This window comes from Nevskia sp. (genome assembly GCF_023266035.1).
GTDB lineage: Bacteria > Pseudomonadota > Gammaproteobacteria > Nevskiales > Nevskiaceae > Nevskia.
In genome coordinates this window covers 1-19,712 of the sequence record NZ_JAHFRY010000095.1, presented here as the reverse complement: position 1 = coordinate 19,712, position 19,712 = coordinate 1, and the positions used below count along the sequence as shown (strand labels likewise).

Genomic DNA, 19,712 nt, shown 5'->3' with positions numbered 1-19,712 from the left:
GCATCCGCAAGGCCGGCGGCATCCTGATCGCCAAGGCCTCGCTCGCGGAATTTGCCAATGGCGGTTTCGACAGCATCAATTCGCGCTCGCCCGGCTACATCCGCAATCCCTACAACACGGCTTACGCATCGGGTGGATCGTCCGGCGGCACCGGTGTCGCCATGGCGGCCAATTTTGCGGTGGTCGGCCTGGGTACTGACACGGGGATCTCGGTACGGGCGCCGGCGTCGATCAACAGCGTCGTCGGCCTGCGGGTCTCGCATGGCCTGGTCAGTCTCGATGGCGTGATGCCGCTCAATGTGTTCTGGGATACGGTCGGGCCGATGGCGCGCACCGTGCGCGATACCGCCGCTCTGCTGGAAGCCATCGCCGGCCCGGATGCGCGCGATCCGATCAGCCAGAAGAGCAAGGGCCATGTGCCCAAGAGCTATACCACCGGGCTCAAGCCGGGATCGTTGAAGGGCAAGCGGCTCGGCGTGCTGCGGCAGATCGTGCCGGCCGACAACTCCGATCCCAGAGTCGTCGCGCTGATGGATCAAGCCATTGCCGATCTTAGAAAGGCCGGCGCGGAAATCATCGATCCCTTCACGATCCCGGAACTCCCAGAGCTGACGAAGGACTGGAAGGGCTTCACTCGTCTGCGCGACGACTTCGATGGCTATCTGGCCAAGCATCCGACCGCGCCCTACAAATCGTTCAAGGACATCGTGGCGTCGAAGAAATACCTGGCGCCGCGCTTCGAGACGGCGTTCACCAATCAGGCGAACTACGAATACCCGGCGGACAAGGACCCGACCACGCCGGCGAAGCAGCAGCGCAGCGAAGAGATTCGCCAGGTGTTCCTGAAAGCCTTCGATACGGCCAAGCTCGACGCCATCATCTACCCGCAGTTCAATTTCCCGCCGAAGAAGAACGGCGACACCTACACACCGCTCGGCCGCGATCAGAACATGTACTCGTCGATCACCGGCTTTCCTGCGCTGGTGGTGCCGATGGGCTTCGTCGATCCTGGCCTGCCGATGGGCATGCAGTTCTTCGGCCGGCCGTGGAGTGAAGCGACCCTGTTCGAGATCGGCTACGGCTACGAACAGGCCACCCATCACCGCGTGCCGCCGCCGACCACGCCGCCGTTGAAGGACAGCTTCGCCTCGAAATTCATCGGTACCTGGAAGCTGGTCGCGATCGCCGATCGTGATCCCAGGACGGGCGTGGAAACACCTGCCGAGCGCGCCGCTGCCGATGGCCAGCTCGTCTATGCAGCCAATGGCCGCCTGTCGGTGCAGATCGTCCGCACCGGCCGCGAGCAAGCGCCCGCAGGCTCGGCCGATGGCTTCAGCAGCTACTTCGGTCGCTGGGAGTTGCTGCCGGCGGAAGGCTGCATGGTCCATCACCAGGACGGCAATCTGAATCAAGCCCGCATCGGCGAAGCGGCCAAGCGCTACTACAGCTTCGATGCACAGGGCCATCTGTCGCTGGCGACGCCACCGAGCAAGCGCGCGGATGGGAAGGATGCGTCGTCCGTGTTCATCTGGGAAAAAATCCCTGGCTGACCCGCGTGGGGTGAGCGGGTTGGTCCGCACATACGGGGAACGACGCTTGGGCTAGATTCATCAGCACGCTCCCCACCGGCCGACCCAGGCATGAACGCAAAACCAGTGCTCGACGAAGCAGCCAGCATGAGCGAGCGCATGCGCACGCTGCTGTTCCTGAACGGCGTCGGTCTGCTGGTGCTGGCGATCCTGATCGGCTGGGTCTGGTTCTTCACGCTGCTCGGCAAGATCGTGCTCTGGCCATTGCCGATCGACATCACGATCTCGGTGCCCGATGACGGCCGCGCCTGGCGCATGGCCCACATGGAAGGCATCACGCATGGCCTGATCCTGATGGCCTTCGGCGCTGGTGGGCGCTTCCTGCGCCTGCGCGCGCGGCAATTCACCTGGTTTTTCTGGTCCGCCGTGGTGACCGCCTGGCTGTTCACGGTGCCGGCGATCTTCAATGCCTTGTTCGGCACCCGAGGCCTGTCGTTCGGTGGCGCGCCGTTCAAGGGCGGTCTGGCCAACGACATCATCTATCTGTTCGGCTGGCCACCGGTGATCGGCGTTCACATCATGCTCGGGCTGGGCCTGCTCGGGGTCTGGCGGCATCTGCGTACAGTTTTCTAGACCACAGCGCGCCAAGCCCTCCCCCGAATGGGACGCAGCCAGCACCGGATTGCGTGATTCCCCGCGTCATCGCCGAGCCGAACAATGGCTGAGGCTCGCAAGGGGAGGCTGGGGTGTTCGGAGATTCGGCAGACAGAGGGCGCTGGGAAGCGGCAGTCTTCGAACCGGAGCGCAGCGCAGTGCAACGCGCCGCCGCTACTGCGGGCTTCGATGCCATGCAGTTCCGTGCCGAATTGCGCGCCTTCTGCCGCGATCAGGTTCCGGCCGACATCCGCCAGCAGATCGGCAAGCACCAGTACTTCTCGCGCGAGCAGCGCATCCGCTGGCAGCGTCTGCTGCAGGCGCAGGGCTGGTTCGTCGGGCACTGGCCCAAGGCGCACGGTGGCCAGGGCTGGGGACAGCTGCAGCGCTTCATCTTCATCGAAGAACTGGAGCGCGCCGGCACGCCGTGGCTGACCCACTTCGGCACGTCTTTCCTCGGCCCGGTGCTCTGCGCGTTCGGCAACGATGCTCAGCGCGCGCGCTTTCTGGGGCCGATCCGTGATTCCGAGGAATGGTGGTGCCAGGGCTTCTCCGAACCGGGTTCGGGTTCCGATCTCGCCTCGCTGAAGCTGCGCGCCGAGCGCGGCGAAAGCCACTATCGCGTCAACGGCCAGAAGACCTGGACGACGATGGCGCAATGGGCGGACTGGATTTTCTGCCTGGTCCGCACCCAGGCCAGTGGCCGGCCGCAAGCCGGCATCTCCTTCCTGCTGATCGATCTGAAAAGCCCCGGCGTGACGGTGCGCCCGATCGAAACCTTCGACGGCGGCCAGCACGTCAACGAGGTGTTCTTCGATGACGTCGAAGTACCGCTCGCCAACCTCGTCGGCCAGGAAGGCGAAGGCTGGGCGATCGCCAAATTCATCGTCAGCCGCGAGCGCCTGCTGGTCACCGAGATCGGCAAAGCCTTTCACCTGCTGGGCGAGCTGCACGCGATCGCGGCGACCATGAAGCTGGGGCTGGGCGATACCGCCACCTTCCGCCGCCGCGCCGCCGAACTGGAAGTGCAGTACCGCAGCTTGCGCGCCACGGCCTACGCGGCGGTGATCGAAGCCGAGGCAGGACGCGAGCATCCGATCGACGCGTCACTGCTGAAGATTCGTGGCTCGGAACTGCAGCAAGCGATCTTTGATGCGATCACCGATCTGCTGGCGCGCAACGGCCTCGCGTTCCAGATCGAGGGCATCGCCGCCGACATCGTCGGCTACCGGCACGGCGACCCTCGCCTGCCCGGCCTGCTGCACGAACACCTGCACAGCCGCGCCGCGAGCATCTACGGCGGCAGCAACGAAATTCAACGCGGCATCATCGCCAAGACGGAGCTGCGCGTCTGATGGACGCCGAATCGCAAGCACTGTTCGCGGCAATGCTGGAGCGCTACAACCGCGACGGCTACGACGCAAGCCAGTGGTCCGAATACGGACTGTCACCGCAGGGCTATGCGCCAGCGCAGTGGTCCGAGATGCAGGCGATGGGCTGGTTCGAATTGCTGCGTCCGGACGATGGCCAGGCAGCAGCACCGCTTGCCGATCTGCTGCCGCTGTTCGCCTCTGCCGGCGAAGCCTTGTGGCGCGAGCCGATAGGCAACGTGCTCGCCGAACCTGTCGCGGTGATCGCTGCCATGGACGATGGCGAGCGCCGGCGCGAACTGCTGGCAGGCCTGATCTCCGGCGAACGGCCGCTGGCCTACGCGCACCGTGAGCCGGGCGAAGGCTGGTCCGGCGAGATCGCGGCGACAACGACGAAGACCGCAGCCGGCTACGCGCTCGATGGCCGCAAGACGATGGTCGTCGGCGAAGCCGCCTGTGCCGCGCTCATCGTCTCGGCCATCGACCCGGAGATGCAGGCTCCCGCGCTGTTTCTCGTCGAAGCTCGCGCGCAGGGCTTGGGCGCACAGCGCTACCGGACCCTCGACGATCTCGTCGCGGCTGATCTGAGCTTCAGCCACACGCCGGCGGAAAGGCTTTGCAGCGGCTGCCCCGCGATCCAGCGAGCAAACGCACGCGGCGCGATTCTCGCCGCCGCCGAATCGCTGGGAATCATGCGTGGCGCCAACCGCGACAGCACCGAATACCTGCGCGAGCGCAAGCAGTTCGGCCAGGCCCTGCTCGGCTTCCAGGCGCTGCAGCACCGGCTGGTGGAGATGCACATGCGCCAGCACGAATGCGAAGCCCTGGTTGCATCGGTAGCCGAGGCTTTCGATGACCAGGCGCCCGATCTCGATCGCCAGCTGCTGGTGCTGCGCGTGCAGATATCACGCGCGCTGCGCCACATCACCCGCGAGGCAGTCCAGCTCCATGGCGGCATGGGCGTGACCCAGGCGCTGCGCATCGGCCGCTACTACAAACGCGCACTGATGCTCGACAGCTTCCAGGGCACGGCCGACTGGGCGCTCGAAGCCCTCAGCGAACTTCGCTGACGACCCCACCCGACTCCACCCAACTCAGCCAACACCCCCTGCACACGACGAGAAAGACATGCGCATCGAAGACAAGACCTACACCACGATCAAGTTCAGCCGCCAGGGCCGCATCCTGACCGCGAGCATCAACCGGCCGGAAGCGATGAACGCCGTCAACGGCGAACTGCACGAGGAACTGTCGCGGCTGTTCTACGACCTGGCCGACGATGCGGACTCCGACGTGCTGGTGCTGACCGGCGAAGGCAAGGCCTTCTGCGCTGGCGGCGATCTGGTCTGGCTGCAAGGGGCGATCGACGATCCGGCGGTGTTCCTCAATACCGCCGGCGAAGCCAAGCGCATTTTGTTCGGCCAGCTCGATCTGGAGAAGCCGATCATCTGCCGCCTCAACGGCGCGGCCGCCGGACTCGGCGCTTCGATCGCGCTGTTCTGCGACATGATCATCGCCAGCAGCCATGCTTCGATCGGCGATCCGCACGTCTCGGTCGGCTTCGTTGCCGGCGATGGCGGCGCGATCATCTGGCCGCAGCTGGTTGGCTACGCACGCGCCAAGGAGTATCTGCTGACCGGCAAGATGGCCAAGGCGGTCGAAGCGGAGCGCATCGGCCTGATCAACAAGGTGGTGCCGCCGGAACAGCTCGACGAAGCGGTCTATGGCCTGGCCCGGGAACTCGCCGAAGGTGCGACCAAGGCAATCCGCTGGACGAAAGTTGTTACCAACATTCCGCTGAAGACCATCGCCCATTCCCTGTTCGACATGGGCCTGGCCTACGAGAATCTGTCGAACCTGACCGCGGATCACCAGGAAGGCCTGAACGCATTCCGCGAGCGGCGCAAGCCGGTCTTCACCGGCAAGTAGCCACCGTGGACAATCTCGACTGGGAGCGTCTTGGTCATCAGCGGGTGCTCGCCGCTGCAAGCCCTCGCGCAGCCGCGACCACGCTGGCCGAACTTGCGCGTACTGCGGCTTGCGAAACGCCTGACGACATCGCCTTCATCGATGGCCAACGCGCGCTGAGCTTCGCCGCGATCCTCGACGAAGCGCAAAGCCTTGCTGCAAGCCTGTGGAAGCTCGGGCTGCGTCCCGGCGACGTGCTGAGCTTCCAGTTGCCGAACTGGTCCGAGACCGCGGTGATCAACCTCGCGGCCTGTCTCGGCGGCTATGTCTGCAATCCGATCGTGCCGATCTATCGCGATGCCGAGCTGGCGGCGATCCTCGCCGACTGCCGCAGCCGCGCGTTGTTCGTGCCCGGCGTATGGCGCGGCGTCGACTACGGCGTGATGGCGCAGCGGCTGGCCGCAAAGCTGCCGTCGCTGGCCCTGGTCATCAGCGTTCGCAGCGACGGCCACCATGGCTACGACGAGCTGATCGCAGCCGGCGCGGAGCAGCGCGCCGAACTGCCGCAGGTCTCACCCGACGCAGTGAAGCTGATCATGTACACCTCGGGTACCACCGGCCCGGCGAAAGGCGTGCTGCACAGCCACCGCAGCCTGCCGGTGGCGGTGATCTCGGCCGTCCGGCAATGGGGTTTGCAGCGTGGCGATGCGCTGCTGATGCCTTCACCGGTGACCCACGCAACCGGCTACACGGTCGGCCTTGAGCTGCCGTTCTCGCTGGGCCTGACGACGGTGCTGATGGAGCGCTGGAACGCCGCAGAAGCGATTGATCTGATCGAGCAGCACCGCATCGCGGCGGCAGTCGGTGCCACGCCGTTCCTGCAGGAATTGCTCGAAGCGATGGATGCCCCCAGCCGCACGACGGGCCGCGAAATCCTGCCGCTGAAAGTATTCGTCTGCGGCGGCGCAGCGGTGCCTTCCGAACTGATTCTGCGTGCCGGCAAGCGCCTTGCCGGTTATGCCTGCCGAGGCTACGGTTCGACCGAGTCACCGTTCATCACTTTCGGGCGCAAACCCGAAGATTCCGAAGCGATCGGTGCCCACACCGACGGGCGCTTGAACTGCTACGACGTCTGCATCGTCGACGCGCAAGACCATCAAGTCGTGCCGGGCAGCGAAGGCGAAATCCTGGTCCGTGGCGAAGGACTTTTCCTCGGTTATTCCAATCCGGCGGCAACACTCGAAGCGTTCACCGGCGACGGCTACTTCCGCACCGGCGATATCGGCTTCCGTGCCGCGGACGACACGTTGACCATCACCGGCCGCAAGAAGGATCTGATCATCCGCGGCGGCGAGAACATCTCCGCGAAGGAGATCGAGGACGTGCTGCATCAGCATCCTTCGATCGCCGAAGCTGCCGTGGTGTCGGCGCCGAGCGCGCGGCTCGGCGAGAGCATCGCCGCCTATGTGCGCACTCGCGATGGCACGCAGCTATCCATCGAAGCGCTGGCTGCGCATGTCCTCAGTGCCGGCCTCGCGCGGCAGAAGTGCCCGGAGCATGTGCGCATGATCGACGAGCTGCCGCGCACCGCCGCCGGAAAGATCCGCAAGGACGTGTTGCGCGGAATGATTCGCGCCGAGCTGTCGGCCGCGACACCTTGAGCGCGCCGCAGCGATCCCCGGTTCGGGTGATGGCGAGCCTGGCCAGCGCCGCCGATGCTGCATCGACGAATCGTGTTGTTCGGGAGTGTTGCCATGAATCATGAAGTCACCATCCGCTATCTCGGCGGCGTCGAGAAGCGCATGCGCGTTGCGCAGGACCAGACCCTTCTCGAAGCCGCCGAAGCCAGCGGCCTGCCGATCGTCAGTGAATGCCAGAGCGGCGTCTGCGGCACCTGCATCGGCACCTGCACGTCCGGCAGCTTCGAGATGGGCAGAGTCGAAGGCTTGAGCGATGTCGAGCGCGAAGCCGGCAAGCTGCTGACCTGCCAGACCACGGTGACTTCGGACTGCGTGCTGGAACTGCAGTACCCGCTCGGCGACAACGCAGCGCAGCTGCTGAGCGGTGAAGGACGCATCACCCATGTCGAGCGGGTATCGCCGACCACGGCGCTGCTGCGCATCGATGCCTCGGGCATCGGCGCAGCGATCACCTACAAGCCGGGCCAGTTCGCGCAGCTGAAGGTGCCGGGCAGCGAGCAATGGCGCAGCTATTCGTACGCGCATCCGGCGAACGCGGCCAACCAACTGGAGTTCATCGTTCGACTGCTGACTAGCGGCGCGATGTCGGATTACCTGCGTGACACCGCGAAACCCGGCGACTCCATTTCCCTGCGTTGCAGCAAGGGTGGCTTCTTCCTGCGGCCGGTCGTGCGGCCGGTGGTGTTGATGGCCGGCGGCACCGGGCTGTCGGCGATCCTGGCGATGGCCGAGAGCCTGGGCGCAATGACGCTCGCGCAGCCGGTGACCCTGCTCTACGGCGTCACCCACTTCGATGAGCTGTGCAAGCTCGATGCGCTGCGCGAGCTTGCACGACGGCAGCCGAAGCTCGGCATCCGGACCATCGTCGCGCGCCCCGATGCACGCTGGACCGGACCGGTCGGCGTGGTCACCGATCTGCTCGATGCGCCTGCGCTCAATGACGGTGACGTCGACATCTATCTCTGCGGGCCGGCGGCGATGGTCGAAGCCACGCGAGACTGGCTGGCGCGCGCCGGTATTCAACGCGCCGGGCTCTATTACGAAAAATTTGTCGCCAGCGGCGCCGGCCTGCGTTCCCGCGCTGCGCGACAAGTCGACGTGAAGTCTCTCGACCTTGCCGCGATCGCCCGTGCGGGACGCGGCACGGCCGTGGTGATCGGTGGCAGCATCGCCGGCATCTCGGTGGCGAAAGTGCTCAGCGATCAGTTCGACAAGGTCGTGGTGCTGGAGAAGGATGGTCAGCATGACCGCCGCGAAGGCCGCCCCGGTGCTGCGCAGGGTTGGCATCTGCATCACCTGCTGACGGCCGGCCAGCAGGAACTCGAACGCATCTTCCCCGGCATCATCGACGACATGGTTCGCGAAGGCGCGTTCAAGGTCGACATGGCCGAGCAGTACCAGCTGCGCCTGGCCGGCAGCTGGAAGAAGGCTTGCAAGAGCGGCATCGAGATCGTCTGCGCGAGCCGGCCGCTGCTGGAATGGTGTGTACGGCGCCGGCTCGATACCGAGCCAACCATCGACTTCCGTTACGCCGCCGAGATGCAGGACCTGATCTACGACCCGGCGACCAACACGGTGATCGGCGTCGCGGTCGATCGTCCGGATGGCTTGCAGGTGATTCCTGCGGAGTTCGTCGTCGATGCTTCAGGCAAGAACACGCGACTGCCGGAGTTCCTCGAGCGCATGGGCACCGGGGCGCCGGAACTGGAGCAGGACATCCTCAACTGCTTCTATTCGACGATGCGCCACAAGGTGCCGCCGGAGCGCCGTTGGACCGACAAGGTGATGGTGATCTGCTACGCCTACCGGCCCAACGAGCAGACCTATGCAGCCCAGTACTACACCGACAGCAGCCGCACGATCCTGTCGACGTCGCTGATCGAATACAACTGCTATTCACCGCCGCGCAATGCGGTGGAATTCCAGGCTTTCGCGAAGCACATGCAGTCGCCGGTGGTCGCCGAGCTGATCGACGGACTGGAGCCGGCGTCGCCGGTCTACAACTTCCGCAGCCCGCGCATGCAGCGCTATCGCTACGAGAAGCTGCGCAAGCTGCCGAAGGCTCTGGTCGCGATCGGTGATGCCTACACCAGCACCGATCCGGTGGCCGGTCTCGGCATGACCATCACCCTGCAGGAAGTGGCACGGCTGCGTGAACTGCTTGCGAAGCACGCGCCGACCAGCGCAGAGCTGCCGAAGCGCTACTACCGGGCGATCAGCAAGATCGCCGATGGCGCCTGGTTCGTGATCCGCGAGCAGACGCTGCGCTTCCCCTGGGTGAAGGATGTCGAGCGGAAACGGCCGTTCTATTTCCGCGCGCTGAATTGGTACATGGATCGCCTCGTCGAACTGGTCCATGACGATCTCGCCTCGTACCGGAAATTTCTCGCCGTCATCCATCTGGTCAAGCCGCCGCTGATCCTGATGACGCCGCCGATGATCGCGAGAGTCGTCGGCAAGTGGCTGCTGACCAAGCTGAGAGGCCGCAAGAGCCTCATCGAACGCAATTTCGGCACCACGGTTCCCGAGCCGGCCAACGAGCTGCCGCAAGTCCAGACCGCGCCGCGCTGAGCCTGCCGCCCTTCACGAATTGATAAGGAGAAGCACATGACGCGACTGCACAGGATGCTCAAGGTCAATGGCGCGCGGCTTCATGCGGTCGAGGAAGGCCAGGGTCCGCTGGTGGTGCTGATCCACGGCTTTCCGGAGTCCTGGTACTCGTGGCGGCATCAACTGACCGCGTTGGCGGCCGCCGGCTTCAAAGCCGTGGCCATCGATCAGCGCGGCTACGGGCAATCCTCGAAGTTTCGCGTGCAGGAGGCTTATCGCATCGGCAAGCTGGTCGACGATATCGCTGGCGTCATCGACAGCTACGGCGTCTCGTCGGCGTTCGTGATCGGCCATGACTGGGGCGCGCCGGTGGCCTGGACTTTCGCCTGGCTGCATCCGGACAAGTGTCGCGGCGTGGTCGGCATCAGCGTGCCGTTTGCCGATCGTGCGCTGATCGGCCTGCCCGGCAGTCCGTTCGGCGAGAAGCGGCCCAACGACTATCACCGCGAACTCGCCGGGCCCGGCAAGCAGTTCTACCAGGACTATTTCGCCGAACAGGACGGGGTCATCACGGAGATCGAGGAAGACGTGCGTGGCTGGCTCATGGGCCTGATCTGGACGGTGTCAGGCGACGCCATCGCGCCGCAGGTTGCAGCCGCCGTTGCCGCCGGCATGGCACCGATGGACCCGGTGGAAACGCTGCGCAACGGGCCGCTCTGCATGGCGACCGGCACCCGCATGAAAGACGCCTTCGTCTACCCCGAAACGATGCCGGTGTGGATGAGCGACGCCGATCTCGATTTCTTCGCCGCCGAGTTCGAGCGCTCCGGCTTCGGCGGGCCGCTGAGCTTCTATCACAATCTCGACGCCGGCTGGCAGGACCTCGCCGAGCAGTCCGGGAAGCCACTGACACCACCGGCGCTGTTCATCGGCGGCGAGTTCGATGTCGGCTCGATGTGGGGCTATGAGGCCATCGCCCGCGCCCACGAACGCATGCCCAACTACCACGGCACCCACATGCTCGCGGGCTGCGGCCACTGGATCCAGCAGGAGCGGCCCGAAGAGACCAATCGACTGCTGATCGACTTCCTCCAGTCGCTGATCTGAGGGGCGTCCAACTGTGAGTTACGGCGCCGCTTGCAAAGGGCGCTGAGGCTGTTGGGCTTTCTCGAAACGACGAGGTCGGTGACAGCCGATAAGACAGAATTCTGCGCTGTGGTCAGCTGAGAGTTTTTGTGCTGCCGGGTAAAGCACGCCGAAAAAATCGGGGCGATACACGCTGAAAACCTCATGCACCAAGGGTTTCAGAGGTGGAGGCTCGAGCCGGAATTGAACCGACGTACGGGGATTTGCAGTCCCCTGCATCACCACTCTGCCATCGAGCCAGCGTCGGTCGCATTGCGCGAACCGCTTGCAGCACAGGGCCTGTTTTGAGCCCTGAAGCGAAAAAACCTCGTCGTTAAACGAGGTTTTGTCTGTCGAAACCGATGGAGCGGGAAACGAGATTCGAACTCGCGACCTCAACCTTGGCAAGGTTGCGCTCTACCAGCTGAGCTATTCCCGCACCGTGTTCCGAGGCGCGTATTCTAGTGATTGCCGACGGGCTGTCAAGCCAAATGGCGACTATTTTTCGGCAGGCCGCCGAAGCGCTCAGGCCGACCGCTGGAGGCCGTCTCTCATCAGCGGCCAAGCAGCGCGCATGTACACCGCCATCGACCACAAAGTCAGCGCCGCAGCCCCGAACAGCAGGCCGTAGCCGAGCTCGTAGACCGGGATCGGCCCCACCGGCAGCTTCCACAGCATCAGGCTGATCGCGGTCATCTGGAACGCGGTCTTGATCTTGCCGAGCATGCCGACGGCGACGCGCTTGCGCTCGCCCATCTCGGCCAGCCACTCGCGCAGCGCCGAAATGGTGATCTCGCGGCCGATGATGACCGCGACCAGCACGCCCATCAGGCCGGTCGAGTGATCGCGCAGCAGCATCACCAGCGCGACCGCGACCAGCAGCTTGTCGGCGACCGGATCGAGGAAGGCGCCGAAATTCGAAGTCTGGTTCCAGCGCCGTGCCAGCCAGCCGTCCAGCCAGTCGGTGAACGCTGCGACGACGAACAGCAGGGCCGAGGCCTGCCGGGCATGCTGCCAGTCGACATAGAACAGGCCGAGCACGACCGGGATGATGGCGACACGGCCGAGGGTCAACGCAGTGGGAAGATTGATCCGCATTTGTGAAGCAGTGGCTGGTGGCTAGACGCTAGTGTCCAGCAAAAGCGATGGTGTGTGCTGAGTGCCTGCTTTGCCAACCGACCACCGGCCACTCGCCACTGACCACGGCTGCTCAGTGGAAGTGCGCGTAGATCCGCTCGGCAAGCCGGCGGTTGATGCCCTCGACCTTCGCCAGTTCGTCGATGCCGGCGCGCTTGATCTGGCCGAGCCCGCCGAGAGAATTCAACAGAGCGCGGCGCCGGGTCGGGCCCAGACCTTCGATCGCTTCCAGGCCCGAGGTGATGCGCGCCTTGTCGCGCCGTGCGCGATGGCCGGTGATCGCGAAGCGATGCGCCTCGTCGCGGATGCGCTGGATCAGGTGCAGCGCCGGCGAATCCGGCGGCAGCACGATCGGCTGATCGCGCTCCGGCAGGATCAGCTGCTCAAGGCCTGGCCGGCGTGTCGGCCCCTTGGCGATGGCGACGATGCGCACGCCATCGAAGTTCAGCTCGGCCAGCGCCGCGACGGCCGAGGCCAGCTGCCCCGCCCCGCCATCGATGAACAGCACGTCCGGCACCTGCACCTCGCCGGCCTTGACGCGAGCGAAGCGCCGCGACACCGCCTGCTTGATCGCCGCGTAGTCATCGCCCGGCGTGATGCCTTCGATGTTGAACTTGCGATAGGCGATCTTCAGCGGCCCTTCCTCGTTGAACACCACGCAGGACGCCACCGGCAGCTCGCCCATCGAGTGGCTGATGTCGAAGCATTCGAGCCGCCGCGGCGGCGCATCCAGATCCAGCGCCTGCTGCAGTTCGAGCAGGCGCTTGTCCATGCTCGCGGCCTCGACCAGCCGCGTCGACAGCGCCTGGTTCGCGGTATTGATCGCCATCTCCATCAGCCGCTGCTTCGGCCCGCGCTGCGGCTCGGTGATCTTCACCTTGCGACCGGCCGCATGGGCCAGCGTGGTCTCGATCCATTCGAGGTCGTCCGGCTGATGGCTGATCAGCACTTCCGGCGGCACCGGCCGGTTCAGGTAGTACTGGCCGAGAAAGCTGCCGAGCAGTTCCGGAATCTCGATGCCATGCGGATGCTTCGGGAAGAAGCTGCCGTGGCCGAGGTTCAGGCCATCGCGCACCGAAGTGACGACGATGCAGCTGGCCGATGGATGCTGGGCCACGGCGATGACATCGATCTCGTCGGCGCCGCCAGTGATTGCGCGGTTCTCGCGGACGCGGGCGAGTGCGGCGATCTGATCACGCAGCTTGGCAGCGCGTTCGAATTCCAGCGCTTCGGCAGCGGCTTCCATCTCGGCGCCGATCTCCTTGGCCAGTTCGTCGCCACGTCCTTCGAGCAGCCGTACCGCGCGGGCGACGTCGAGCGCGTAATCCTCCGGCGCGATCATCTTCACGCAGGGTGCCGAGCAGCGGCGGATCTGATGCTGCAGGCAGGGCCGGCGGCGATTGGCGAAGAAGCTGTCGTTGCAGGGCCTCAAGCGGAACAGCTTCTGCAGCGTGTACAGGGTTTCGCGCACCGCGGTCGCGCTCGGGAACGGGCCGAAGTAGCGCGCCTCGCCGTCCTTGCCGCCGCGATGAAAGCCGATGCGGGGATAGTCATGGCCGTTGCTGATCTTCACATACGGGTAGCTCTTGTCGTCGCGCAAGGACACGTTGTAACGCGGGTTCTGCTCCTTGATCAGCGTTGCTTCGAGCAGCAGCGCCTCGTCCTCGGTGTGGGTCAGCGACACCTCGATGCGCGCGATCTGGTCGACCATCGATTCGATGCGCGGATTGCCGCTGGCGCGCAGGAAGTAGCTCGACACGCGCTTCTTCAGATTGCGCGCCTTGCCGACGTACAGCAGCTCGTTGCCGGCGTCGTACATGCGATAGACGCCGGGCGAGCTGGTCAGCTGCGACAGGAAGGCCCGGGAATCGAAACGGGCATCAAACGGGGGAAGCGGTTCGCTCATCGGGCGAAGGATACCGGCGTGGCCGGTGCCGCGGCAGACCTTACGCCCAAGGCCTGCACACAGCGGATCAGGCTACCGGGCGGCCTTGCGCCGCCCGGCATCGGAAAGCGGCCGCTTCAGCTCGTGGGAGCCGCTTCCGGCGCGGCCGCAGGATCGGCGGCAGGCGCCGCTTCAGGAGCCGGCTCCGGCGTTGCCGCTACCGGCGGCAGGCTTTCGGCGAGCACCTTCAGACGGCCCAAGCCTTTCTCGTAATCCTGGCCGATGTACTTGTCCATCATCAGGCCGAAATAGCGGTGGATCGGGTTACTGCCCAGCTCGGAATCCATCGACCAGGTCACCAGACTGCCATTGCCGTCCGGCTTGATCGCCAGCGTGGAAGTGCTCGGCTGATCGAAGCCTTCGAAATCGAGCTCGATCTTGACCTCGCTGTCCGGGGTGGTGGCGATGATCTCCTGGCTGCCGGCACCGACATCGGCGTTGCCGTGCCAGGTGTAACGGGCACCGACACCGGAAGCGGGGCCGCTGCGCTCGACCTTGACCTGCGGATCAAGGTCCGCCCAGGGCGACCATTGATCGAACTTCTCGAAGCTGTTCAGCACGGCGTACAACGTGCTCGGCGAAGCCAGGATCTTCGCGCTGCGCTCGACATGAACCTTGTCCGCCAGCAGGAAGCCGATGCCGACCAGACCGACCAGCAACACCACCACGAACACCACGACGCGGATCAGCAGACGCATTGCACTCCTCCCTGGTTATGTTTGCGACGAACTCTCGGGGTTCTTCGACGCGAGTTCACGCGCCGGCCGAGTGTACGCCGCCGGCCCGTCTGGCCGCGACCGTGCCGCTTCACAGGCGCGAAGCCGCAAGCTTGATATCGGCATGCTGCCAAGCCTGCTGGAAGCGTAGCTCGGTGGCATCGGCCTCCTGGCTTTTCTGCTGCGCCCGCAGAGCCTGCGCCAGCCCGAACAGCGACCAGCCGTTGTCGTGGAAGCGAGCGAGATCCTGGCGATAACTCGCTTCGGCCGCCGCCGCCTGCCCGGCCGCGAGCTGCACGGCGCCCAGCGTCTGACGCACCGGCTGGTGCCAGACCGGGGGCTCGTAATAAGCGATGCCGTCTTCCAGTGCCGCCGCCTGCGCAAGCGCGGCGAGCGCCGCCGGATAGTCCTTGCGCACCGCCGCCAACTCACCGGCCAGCATCCGCTCGGCAATCTTCAAGGTGCTGGACAGCGTGTGCTGCGGGCCGATATACGCCTGCTCCCAGACCGGGTCGGCAGCCGCGGTGGCGAGTGCCGTCAGATGCGCCTGGGCATCGTCGAACCGCGCCTGATGCAGTGCTGCCATGCCCTGGGCGTAGTGCCAGATTGCGGTTGGATAGGCCAGATCCTCGGCCGGCTTCGGCGTGGCGACGATCTCGTCCCAGCGGCCGAGCTGGGTGCGCGCCTTCAGCGGCGTGACCATGAAGTCCTGCAGGAAGATGAAGCCGGGCTGGCGAATCAGCGCATCGACAGTGGCTCGCTTCGCGGTCTCGTCGGCGGACGCAATCGCTTCGGCGCTGGCGCCTTCCATCGACGCTGCCCACCACAGGAAGTGATGGTTGTGCGGCACATAGGCCAGCGGATAGACCGCCGCGCCCGGCTTGCAGGTAGCGAGGAAACTGTCGTCGGCGGCGACCGCCAGCCGGTTCGCCAGCACCGCATCGTGATAGCGGCCGACCCGTGTGTAGATGTGCGCCGGCATGTGCACCAGATGCCCGGAGCCCGGCAGCAGTGCGCGCAGTCGATCGGCAGCGACAACGCCCCGCTCCGGGGTATTGGACGCTTCGACCGCATGCACGTAGAGGTGCAGCGCACCGGCGTGCTCGGGCTGCCGCTGCATCACCGACTCAAGCGTCGCGACCACTTCGTCGATATGCCCTTTCGGCTGGCCCTGGAGGTCGTAGTAGTTCCAGGGCTGCAGGTCCATCAAGGCTTCGGCGTGAAAGACGGCGGCGTCGACATCGTCCGGCGAGGCCTTGACCAGTTCACCGAGCGCGGCCGCCCAGGCTTCGTCGAGCGGCTTGCGATCGGCCGGCGGCTGTTCGGCGTAGCGCGTGGCCAGCGCCTTGATGTAGGCCTGCTCGCGCGGCGTCGTGCCGGCGGCCAGCGACTGCGCCTTGAGGCTGCGCTGCCAGGCCTTGGCATTGTTGGCAGGGTCCATCGGCGCGTTGACATGAGGGCCGAGCACCAGCGCTGCCCCCCACCAGCACATCGCGCAGGCGGGATCGAGTTCGGCGGCTTTCAGAAAAGAGCGTTCGGCGGCTTCGTGGTTGAAGCCCCAGGTCAGCGCCAGGCCCTGATCGAACCAGCGCTGCACTGCGGGCTGGCTGCTGGTGACGGCGAAGCGATAGCTACCCAGTCCAGGCAACAGTGTTGCGCCGACTGGCGGCTGCGGCGCTACCGCCGCCGTGCCGACCGGGCTGGCCGGCAAGCGCTGCTTGACCAGCCACAGGCCCGCGCCGAAGGCGAGCACCAGCACCACGAGAATCGGGCCAGAGATCGGTAATGGGCGTTTCATGGTGACGGCTCCGCTGGCGGGCATCGCGACGGTGTACGCCACTTACCCTGCCCTGACAAGCAAGCAGTCGCCCCAAAAGGAAAGAGCGCCACGAGGGCGCTCTTTCCTGGATCAAGGGCCGATGCAGCCGGCCCTGAACGTGATGCTTAGTGGAACTGCTCTTCTTCAGTCGAGCCGGTGAGGGCCTTGACCGACGACGAACCGCCCTGAATCACGGTGGTCACGTCGTCGAAGTAGCCGGCGCCGACTTCCTGCTGATGGCTGACGAAGGTGTAACCCTGGTCGCGGGCCGCAAATTCCGGCTCCTGCACCATCTGCGTGTAGTGCTTCATGCCTTCGCCGCGGGCGTAGGCATGAGCGAACTGGAAGGTGTTGAACCAGTTGATGTGGATGCCAGCCAGGGTGATGAACTGGTACTTGTAGCCCAGCGCCGACAGATCTTCCTGGAACGAGGCGATCTGCTTGTCGTTGAGGTTCTTCTTCCAGTTGAACGAAGGCGAGCAGTTGTACGACAGCAGCTTGCCCGGGCAGGCAGCGTGCACGGCCTGCGCGAATTCGCGGGCGAAGCCGATGTCCGGCACGCCGGTTTCGCACCAGACGAGATCGGCGTACGGGGCGTAAGCCACGCCGCGCGAGATGGCCTGCTCGAGGCCGTTCTTGACGCGGTAGAAGCCTTCCGGGGTGCGCTCGCCAGTCAGGAACGGCTTGTCGTTCGCGTCATGGTCGGAGGTGATCAGGTTGGCGGCTTCGGCATCGGTACGGGCCAGCACGATGGTCGGCACGCCGAGCACGTCGGCAGCGAAACGGGCCGAGATCAGCTTCTCGATCGCTTCCTGCGTCGGCACCAGCACCTTGCCGCCCATGTGGCCGCACTTCTTGACCGCAGCGAGCTGATCTTCGAAGTGAACGCCGGCAGCGCCGGAGACGATCATGTTCTTCATCAGTTCGAAAGCGTTCAGCACGCCACCGAAACCGGCTTCCGCGTCAGCGACGATCGGCAGGAAGTAGTCGATGAATTCCTTCGAGCCCGGCTCGATGCCACGCGACCACTGGATCTCGTCGGCACGCTTGAAGGTGTTGTTGATGCGGCGAACCATGGTCGGCACGGAGTCGTACGCGTACAGCGACTGGTCCGGGTACATGGTTTCGCTGGTGTTGCCGTCGGCAGCAACCTGCCAGCCGGACAGATACACGGCTTCGAGGCCGGCCTTCGCCTGCTGCATGGCCTGACCGGCAGTGATCGCGCCGAACGCGTTCACATAGCCCTTCTTGGCGCCACCGTTGACCTTGGCCCAGAGCTTCTCTGCGCCGTTCTTCGCCAGCGTGTAATCGAGCTGGACGCTGCCGCGCAGACGGACGACGTCAGCGGCGGAATAACCGCGCTTGACAAGCGCCCAGCGGGGGTTGGTTGCCCAGTCTTTTTCCAGGGCCTTGATCTGGTCTTCACGGCTCGTCATTGCAGCATCCTCTTGGGGTTTGACCCGGTTGGTGTGGGTTGCAGCGAAAAAGCACTCCGACGCTGTCGGCAGAGTGCTTAAGTTGAAACGGGATCAGTCGCCAATCAATCGAGATAGTCGTAGCTGGCGAGGGTCAGGAAGTCCGCGCACTTTTCGGCGGTGGACATGCGCGCCATGATGCCGGCGGCTTCCGCGAAACGACCCTGGTAGTAGCGCTCGTCGCCAAGCTGGGCCTTGTAGGCGGCCAGCTCTTCGTCAATGGTCTTCAGCACCAGGCCCTTGGTGACCTTGCGGCCATCGGCAAGCGTGGCGCCGTACTTCAGCCACTGCCAGACCTGGGTACGGGAGATTTCGGCAGTCGCCGCGTCTTCCATCAGGTTGTGCAGCGGCACGCAGCCGTTGCCACCGATCCAGGCCTCGACATAGCCGATGCCGACATTGATGTTGTTGCGCAGGCCGCCTTCGGTGATCTCGCCGATCGGCTGCTTGAGCAGATCCGCCGCCTTGATCTTGTAGTTGAACTGCTTGCTGAGCTGGTTCGGCTCCGGCATGTGTTCGTCGAACACCGCCAAGGCGACCGGTACCAGACCCGGATGCGCGACCCAGGTGCCGTCATGACCGTTGCGCACTTCGCGCAGCTTGTCGGCCGACACCTTGGCGAACACGGCGTCGTTCTTGGCCTTGTCGTTCTTGATCGGGATGAAAGCAGCCATGCCGCCCATCGCCATCGCGCCGCGCTTGTGGCAGGTCTCGCAGAGCAGCTTGGAGTAGCTGTCGAGGAAGTGGCGATCCATGCCGACCGAGTGACGGTCCGGCACCATCCAGTCGCCATGCGCGTTGAGCGTCTTGATGCAGCTGAAGATGTAATCCCAGCGGCCGCAGTTGAGCGCCACGATATGGTCGCGCAGCTCATAAAGGATCTCGTCCATCTCGAACGCGGCCCACAGCGTTTCGATCAGCACGGTGACCTTGATGGTCTTCTTCGGAATGCCGAGCGCCTTCTGGGCGTCGACGAACACGCTGTTCCACAGCCGCGCTTCGAGATGCGACTGCATCTTCGGCAGATAGAAGTACGGGCCCGAGCCCTTCTTCAGCAGGGTGGCCGCGTTGTGGAAGAAGTACAGACCGAAGTCGACGATGCCGCCCGGAGCCGGTTCGCCGTCGATCAGGATGTGCTTCTCGTCGAGATGCCAGCCGCGCGGACGCACGATCAGCGTCGCGACTTCCTTGTTCAGCTTGTATTCCTTGCCTTCCGGCGAGGTGTAGCTGATGGTCTTGTTGACCGCATCGCGGAGGTTGATCTGGCCGTCCAGCATCAGCTCCCAGGTCGGCGATGCCGAATCCTCGAAGTCCGCCATGAAGCACTTGGCGCCGGCGTTCAGCGCGTTGATGACCATCTTGCGATCGACCGGACCGGTGATCTCGACGCGGCGATCCTGGAGATCAGCCGGGATGCCGGCGATCTTCCAGCTGCCACTGCGGATGTCCTTGGTCTCGGCCAGGAATTTCGGCAACTTGCCGGCATCGATGGCGACCTGCCGCTCCTTGCGGAGTTCCAGCAACTCGCTGCGGCGGCTGCGGTGCTTGCGCACCAGCTTGGCGACGAACTCGATCGCCTCTTTGGTCAGGATCTTCTTGTACGCCGGACGGATTTCGCCCGTGATTTCAACGCCTTCCACTGCACTCATCCGAGACTCCGCTGCCATTCTTGGGATGGTTTGCGGCCTGGCTCGACCGCAAAGGTCGCGCATGATAGCGAAACGACCATTACGCCGCAATGCAACAAAAACAGACTCGTACCTGTTCCGAGCCATAGCACAGGC

14 protein-coding genes and 2 tRNA genes are annotated in these 19,712 nt (G+C 64.9%); 8 read left to right on the top strand and 8 right to left on the bottom strand.

From position 1 onward, the window contains the following. From Q0D45_RS14855 to Q0D45_RS14820, 8 genes are all read left to right on the top strand, one after another. Positions 1-1,550 (top strand): amidase family protein (locus Q0D45_RS14855; RefSeq protein ID WP_293394267.1); only part of this gene is annotated, 1,550 nt, incomplete at its 5' end. A 90-nt stretch (positions 1,551-1,640) separates the two neighbouring features. After that, positions 1,641-2,162 (top strand): hypothetical protein, encoded by a 522-nt coding sequence (locus Q0D45_RS14850; protein WP_293394264.1) that lies wholly within the window; start codon positions 1,641-1,643, stop codon positions 2,160-2,162. Positions 2,163-2,341: 179 nt separating this feature from the next. Further along, positions 2,342-3,538 carry an acyl-CoA dehydrogenase family protein gene (locus tag Q0D45_RS14845; RefSeq protein WP_293394260.1) on the top strand — a complete coding sequence of 399 codons (1,197 nt, stop codon included), beginning with the start codon at positions 2,342-2,344 and terminating at the stop codon, positions 3,536-3,538. Then, complete coding sequence (locus Q0D45_RS14840) at positions 3,538-4,623, top strand: acyl-CoA dehydrogenase (protein ID WP_293394257.1); 1,086 nt, start codon at positions 3,538-3,540, stop codon at positions 4,621-4,623. The genes Q0D45_RS14845 and Q0D45_RS14840 overlap by 1 nt, the downstream gene beginning before the upstream one ends. 58 nt (positions 4,624-4,681) lie before the next feature. Next, positions 4,682-5,482 carry an enoyl-CoA hydratase-related protein gene (locus Q0D45_RS14835; protein ID WP_293394254.1) on the top strand — a complete coding sequence of 267 codons (801 nt, stop codon included), beginning with the start codon at positions 4,682-4,684 and terminating at the stop codon, positions 5,480-5,482. Positions 5,483-5,487: 5 nt separating this feature from the next. Beyond that, positions 5,488-7,122 (top strand): AMP-binding protein, encoded by a 1,635-nt coding sequence (locus Q0D45_RS14830; protein ID WP_293394251.1) that lies wholly within the window; start codon positions 5,488-5,490, stop codon positions 7,120-7,122. 93 nt (positions 7,123-7,215) lie between these two features. After that, on the top strand, positions 7,216-9,732 hold the full coding sequence (locus tag Q0D45_RS14825; protein ID WP_293394248.1) for an FAD-binding oxidoreductase: 2,517 nt from the start codon (positions 7,216-7,218) through the stop codon (positions 9,730-9,732). Between the two features lie 36 nt (positions 9,733-9,768). Continuing rightward, a complete protein-coding gene (locus Q0D45_RS14820; RefSeq protein WP_293394245.1) occupies positions 9,769-10,818 on the top strand; it encodes an alpha/beta hydrolase in 1,050 nt (349 codons plus the stop codon). Between the two features lie 204 nt (positions 10,819-11,022). Here the strand turns inward: Q0D45_RS14820 and Q0D45_RS14815 are convergent. From Q0D45_RS14815 to aceB, 8 genes are all read right to left on the bottom strand, one after another. Further along, positions 11,023-11,096: transfer RNA gene (locus tag Q0D45_RS14815), tRNA-Cys, on the bottom strand. 103 nt (positions 11,097-11,199) lie between these two features. Then, positions 11,200-11,275 (bottom strand) — tRNA-Gly (locus tag Q0D45_RS14810). Between the two features lie 86 nt (positions 11,276-11,361). Continuing rightward, positions 11,362-11,934, bottom strand: a complete 573-nt coding sequence (gene pgsA / locus Q0D45_RS14805; RefSeq protein WP_293394242.1) for a CDP-diacylglycerol--glycerol-3-phosphate 3-phosphatidyltransferase — start codon at positions 11,932-11,934, stop codon at positions 11,362-11,364. A 112-nt stretch (positions 11,935-12,046) separates the two neighbouring features. Further along, the gene (gene uvrC / locus Q0D45_RS14800; protein ID WP_293394239.1) at positions 12,047-13,879 is read right to left on the bottom strand and encodes an excinuclease ABC subunit UvrC; all 1,833 of its coding nucleotides are present in this window, start codon (positions 13,877-13,879) and stop codon (positions 12,047-12,049) included. A gap of 116 nt (positions 13,880-13,995) precedes the next feature. Beyond that, positions 13,996-14,616 carry an SRPBCC family protein gene (locus tag Q0D45_RS14795; RefSeq protein ID WP_293394236.1) on the bottom strand — a complete coding sequence of 207 codons (621 nt, stop codon included), beginning with the start codon at positions 14,614-14,616 and terminating at the stop codon, positions 13,996-13,998. A 109-nt stretch (positions 14,617-14,725) separates the two neighbouring features. Next, positions 14,726-16,432, bottom strand: a complete 1,707-nt coding sequence (locus tag Q0D45_RS14790; protein ID WP_293394234.1) for a hypothetical protein — start codon at positions 16,430-16,432, stop codon at positions 14,726-14,728. A 146-nt stretch (positions 16,433-16,578) separates the two neighbouring features. Continuing rightward, positions 16,579-17,889 carry an isocitrate lyase gene (gene aceA / locus Q0D45_RS14785; protein WP_022975135.1) on the bottom strand — a complete coding sequence of 437 codons (1,311 nt, stop codon included), beginning with the start codon at positions 17,887-17,889 and terminating at the stop codon, positions 16,579-16,581. 104 nt (positions 17,890-17,993) lie between these two features. Continuing rightward, a complete protein-coding gene (gene aceB, locus Q0D45_RS14780) occupies positions 17,994-19,577 on the bottom strand; it encodes a malate synthase A (RefSeq protein ID WP_293394230.1) in 1,584 nt (527 codons plus the stop codon). Positions 19,578-19,712: the final 135 nt, after the last annotated feature.

Bases quoted from the DNA above. Each gene is read 5' to 3' on its own strand.
- Q0D45_RS14825 (WP_293394248.1), top strand. From the start codon at position 7,216: ATGAATCATGAAGTCACCATCCGCTATCTCGGCGGCGTCGAGAAGCGC.
- Q0D45_RS14835 (WP_293394254.1), top strand. From the start codon at position 4,682: ATGCGCATCGAAGACAAGACCTACACCACGATCAAGTTCAGCCGCCAG.
- uvrC (WP_293394239.1), bottom strand. From the start codon at position 13,879: ATGAGCGAACCGCTTCCCCCGTTTGATGCCCGTTTCGATTCCCGGGCC.
- aceB (WP_293394230.1), bottom strand. From the start codon at position 19,577: ATGAGTGCAGTGGAAGGCGTTGAAATCACGGGCGAAATCCGTCCGGCG.
- Q0D45_RS14840 (WP_293394257.1), top strand. From the start codon at position 3,538: ATGGACGCCGAATCGCAAGCACTGTTCGCGGCAATGCTGGAGCGCTAC.
- aceA (WP_022975135.1), bottom strand. From the start codon at position 17,889: ATGACGAGCCGTGAAGACCAGATCAAGGCCCTGGAAAAAGACTGGGCA.
- Q0D45_RS14850 (WP_293394264.1), top strand. From the start codon at position 1,641: ATGAACGCAAAACCAGTGCTCGACGAAGCAGCCAGCATGAGCGAGCGC.
- pgsA (WP_293394242.1), bottom strand. From the start codon at position 11,934: ATGCGGATCAATCTTCCCACTGCGTTGACCCTCGGCCGTGTCGCCATC.
- Q0D45_RS14790 (WP_293394234.1), bottom strand. From the start codon at position 16,432: ATGAAACGCCCATTACCGATCTCTGGCCCGATTCTCGTGGTGCTGGTG.
- Q0D45_RS14795 (WP_293394236.1), bottom strand. From the start codon at position 14,616: ATGCGTCTGCTGATCCGCGTCGTGGTGTTCGTGGTGGTGTTGCTGGTC.
- Q0D45_RS14820 (WP_293394245.1), top strand. From the start codon at position 9,769: ATGACGCGACTGCACAGGATGCTCAAGGTCAATGGCGCGCGGCTTCAT.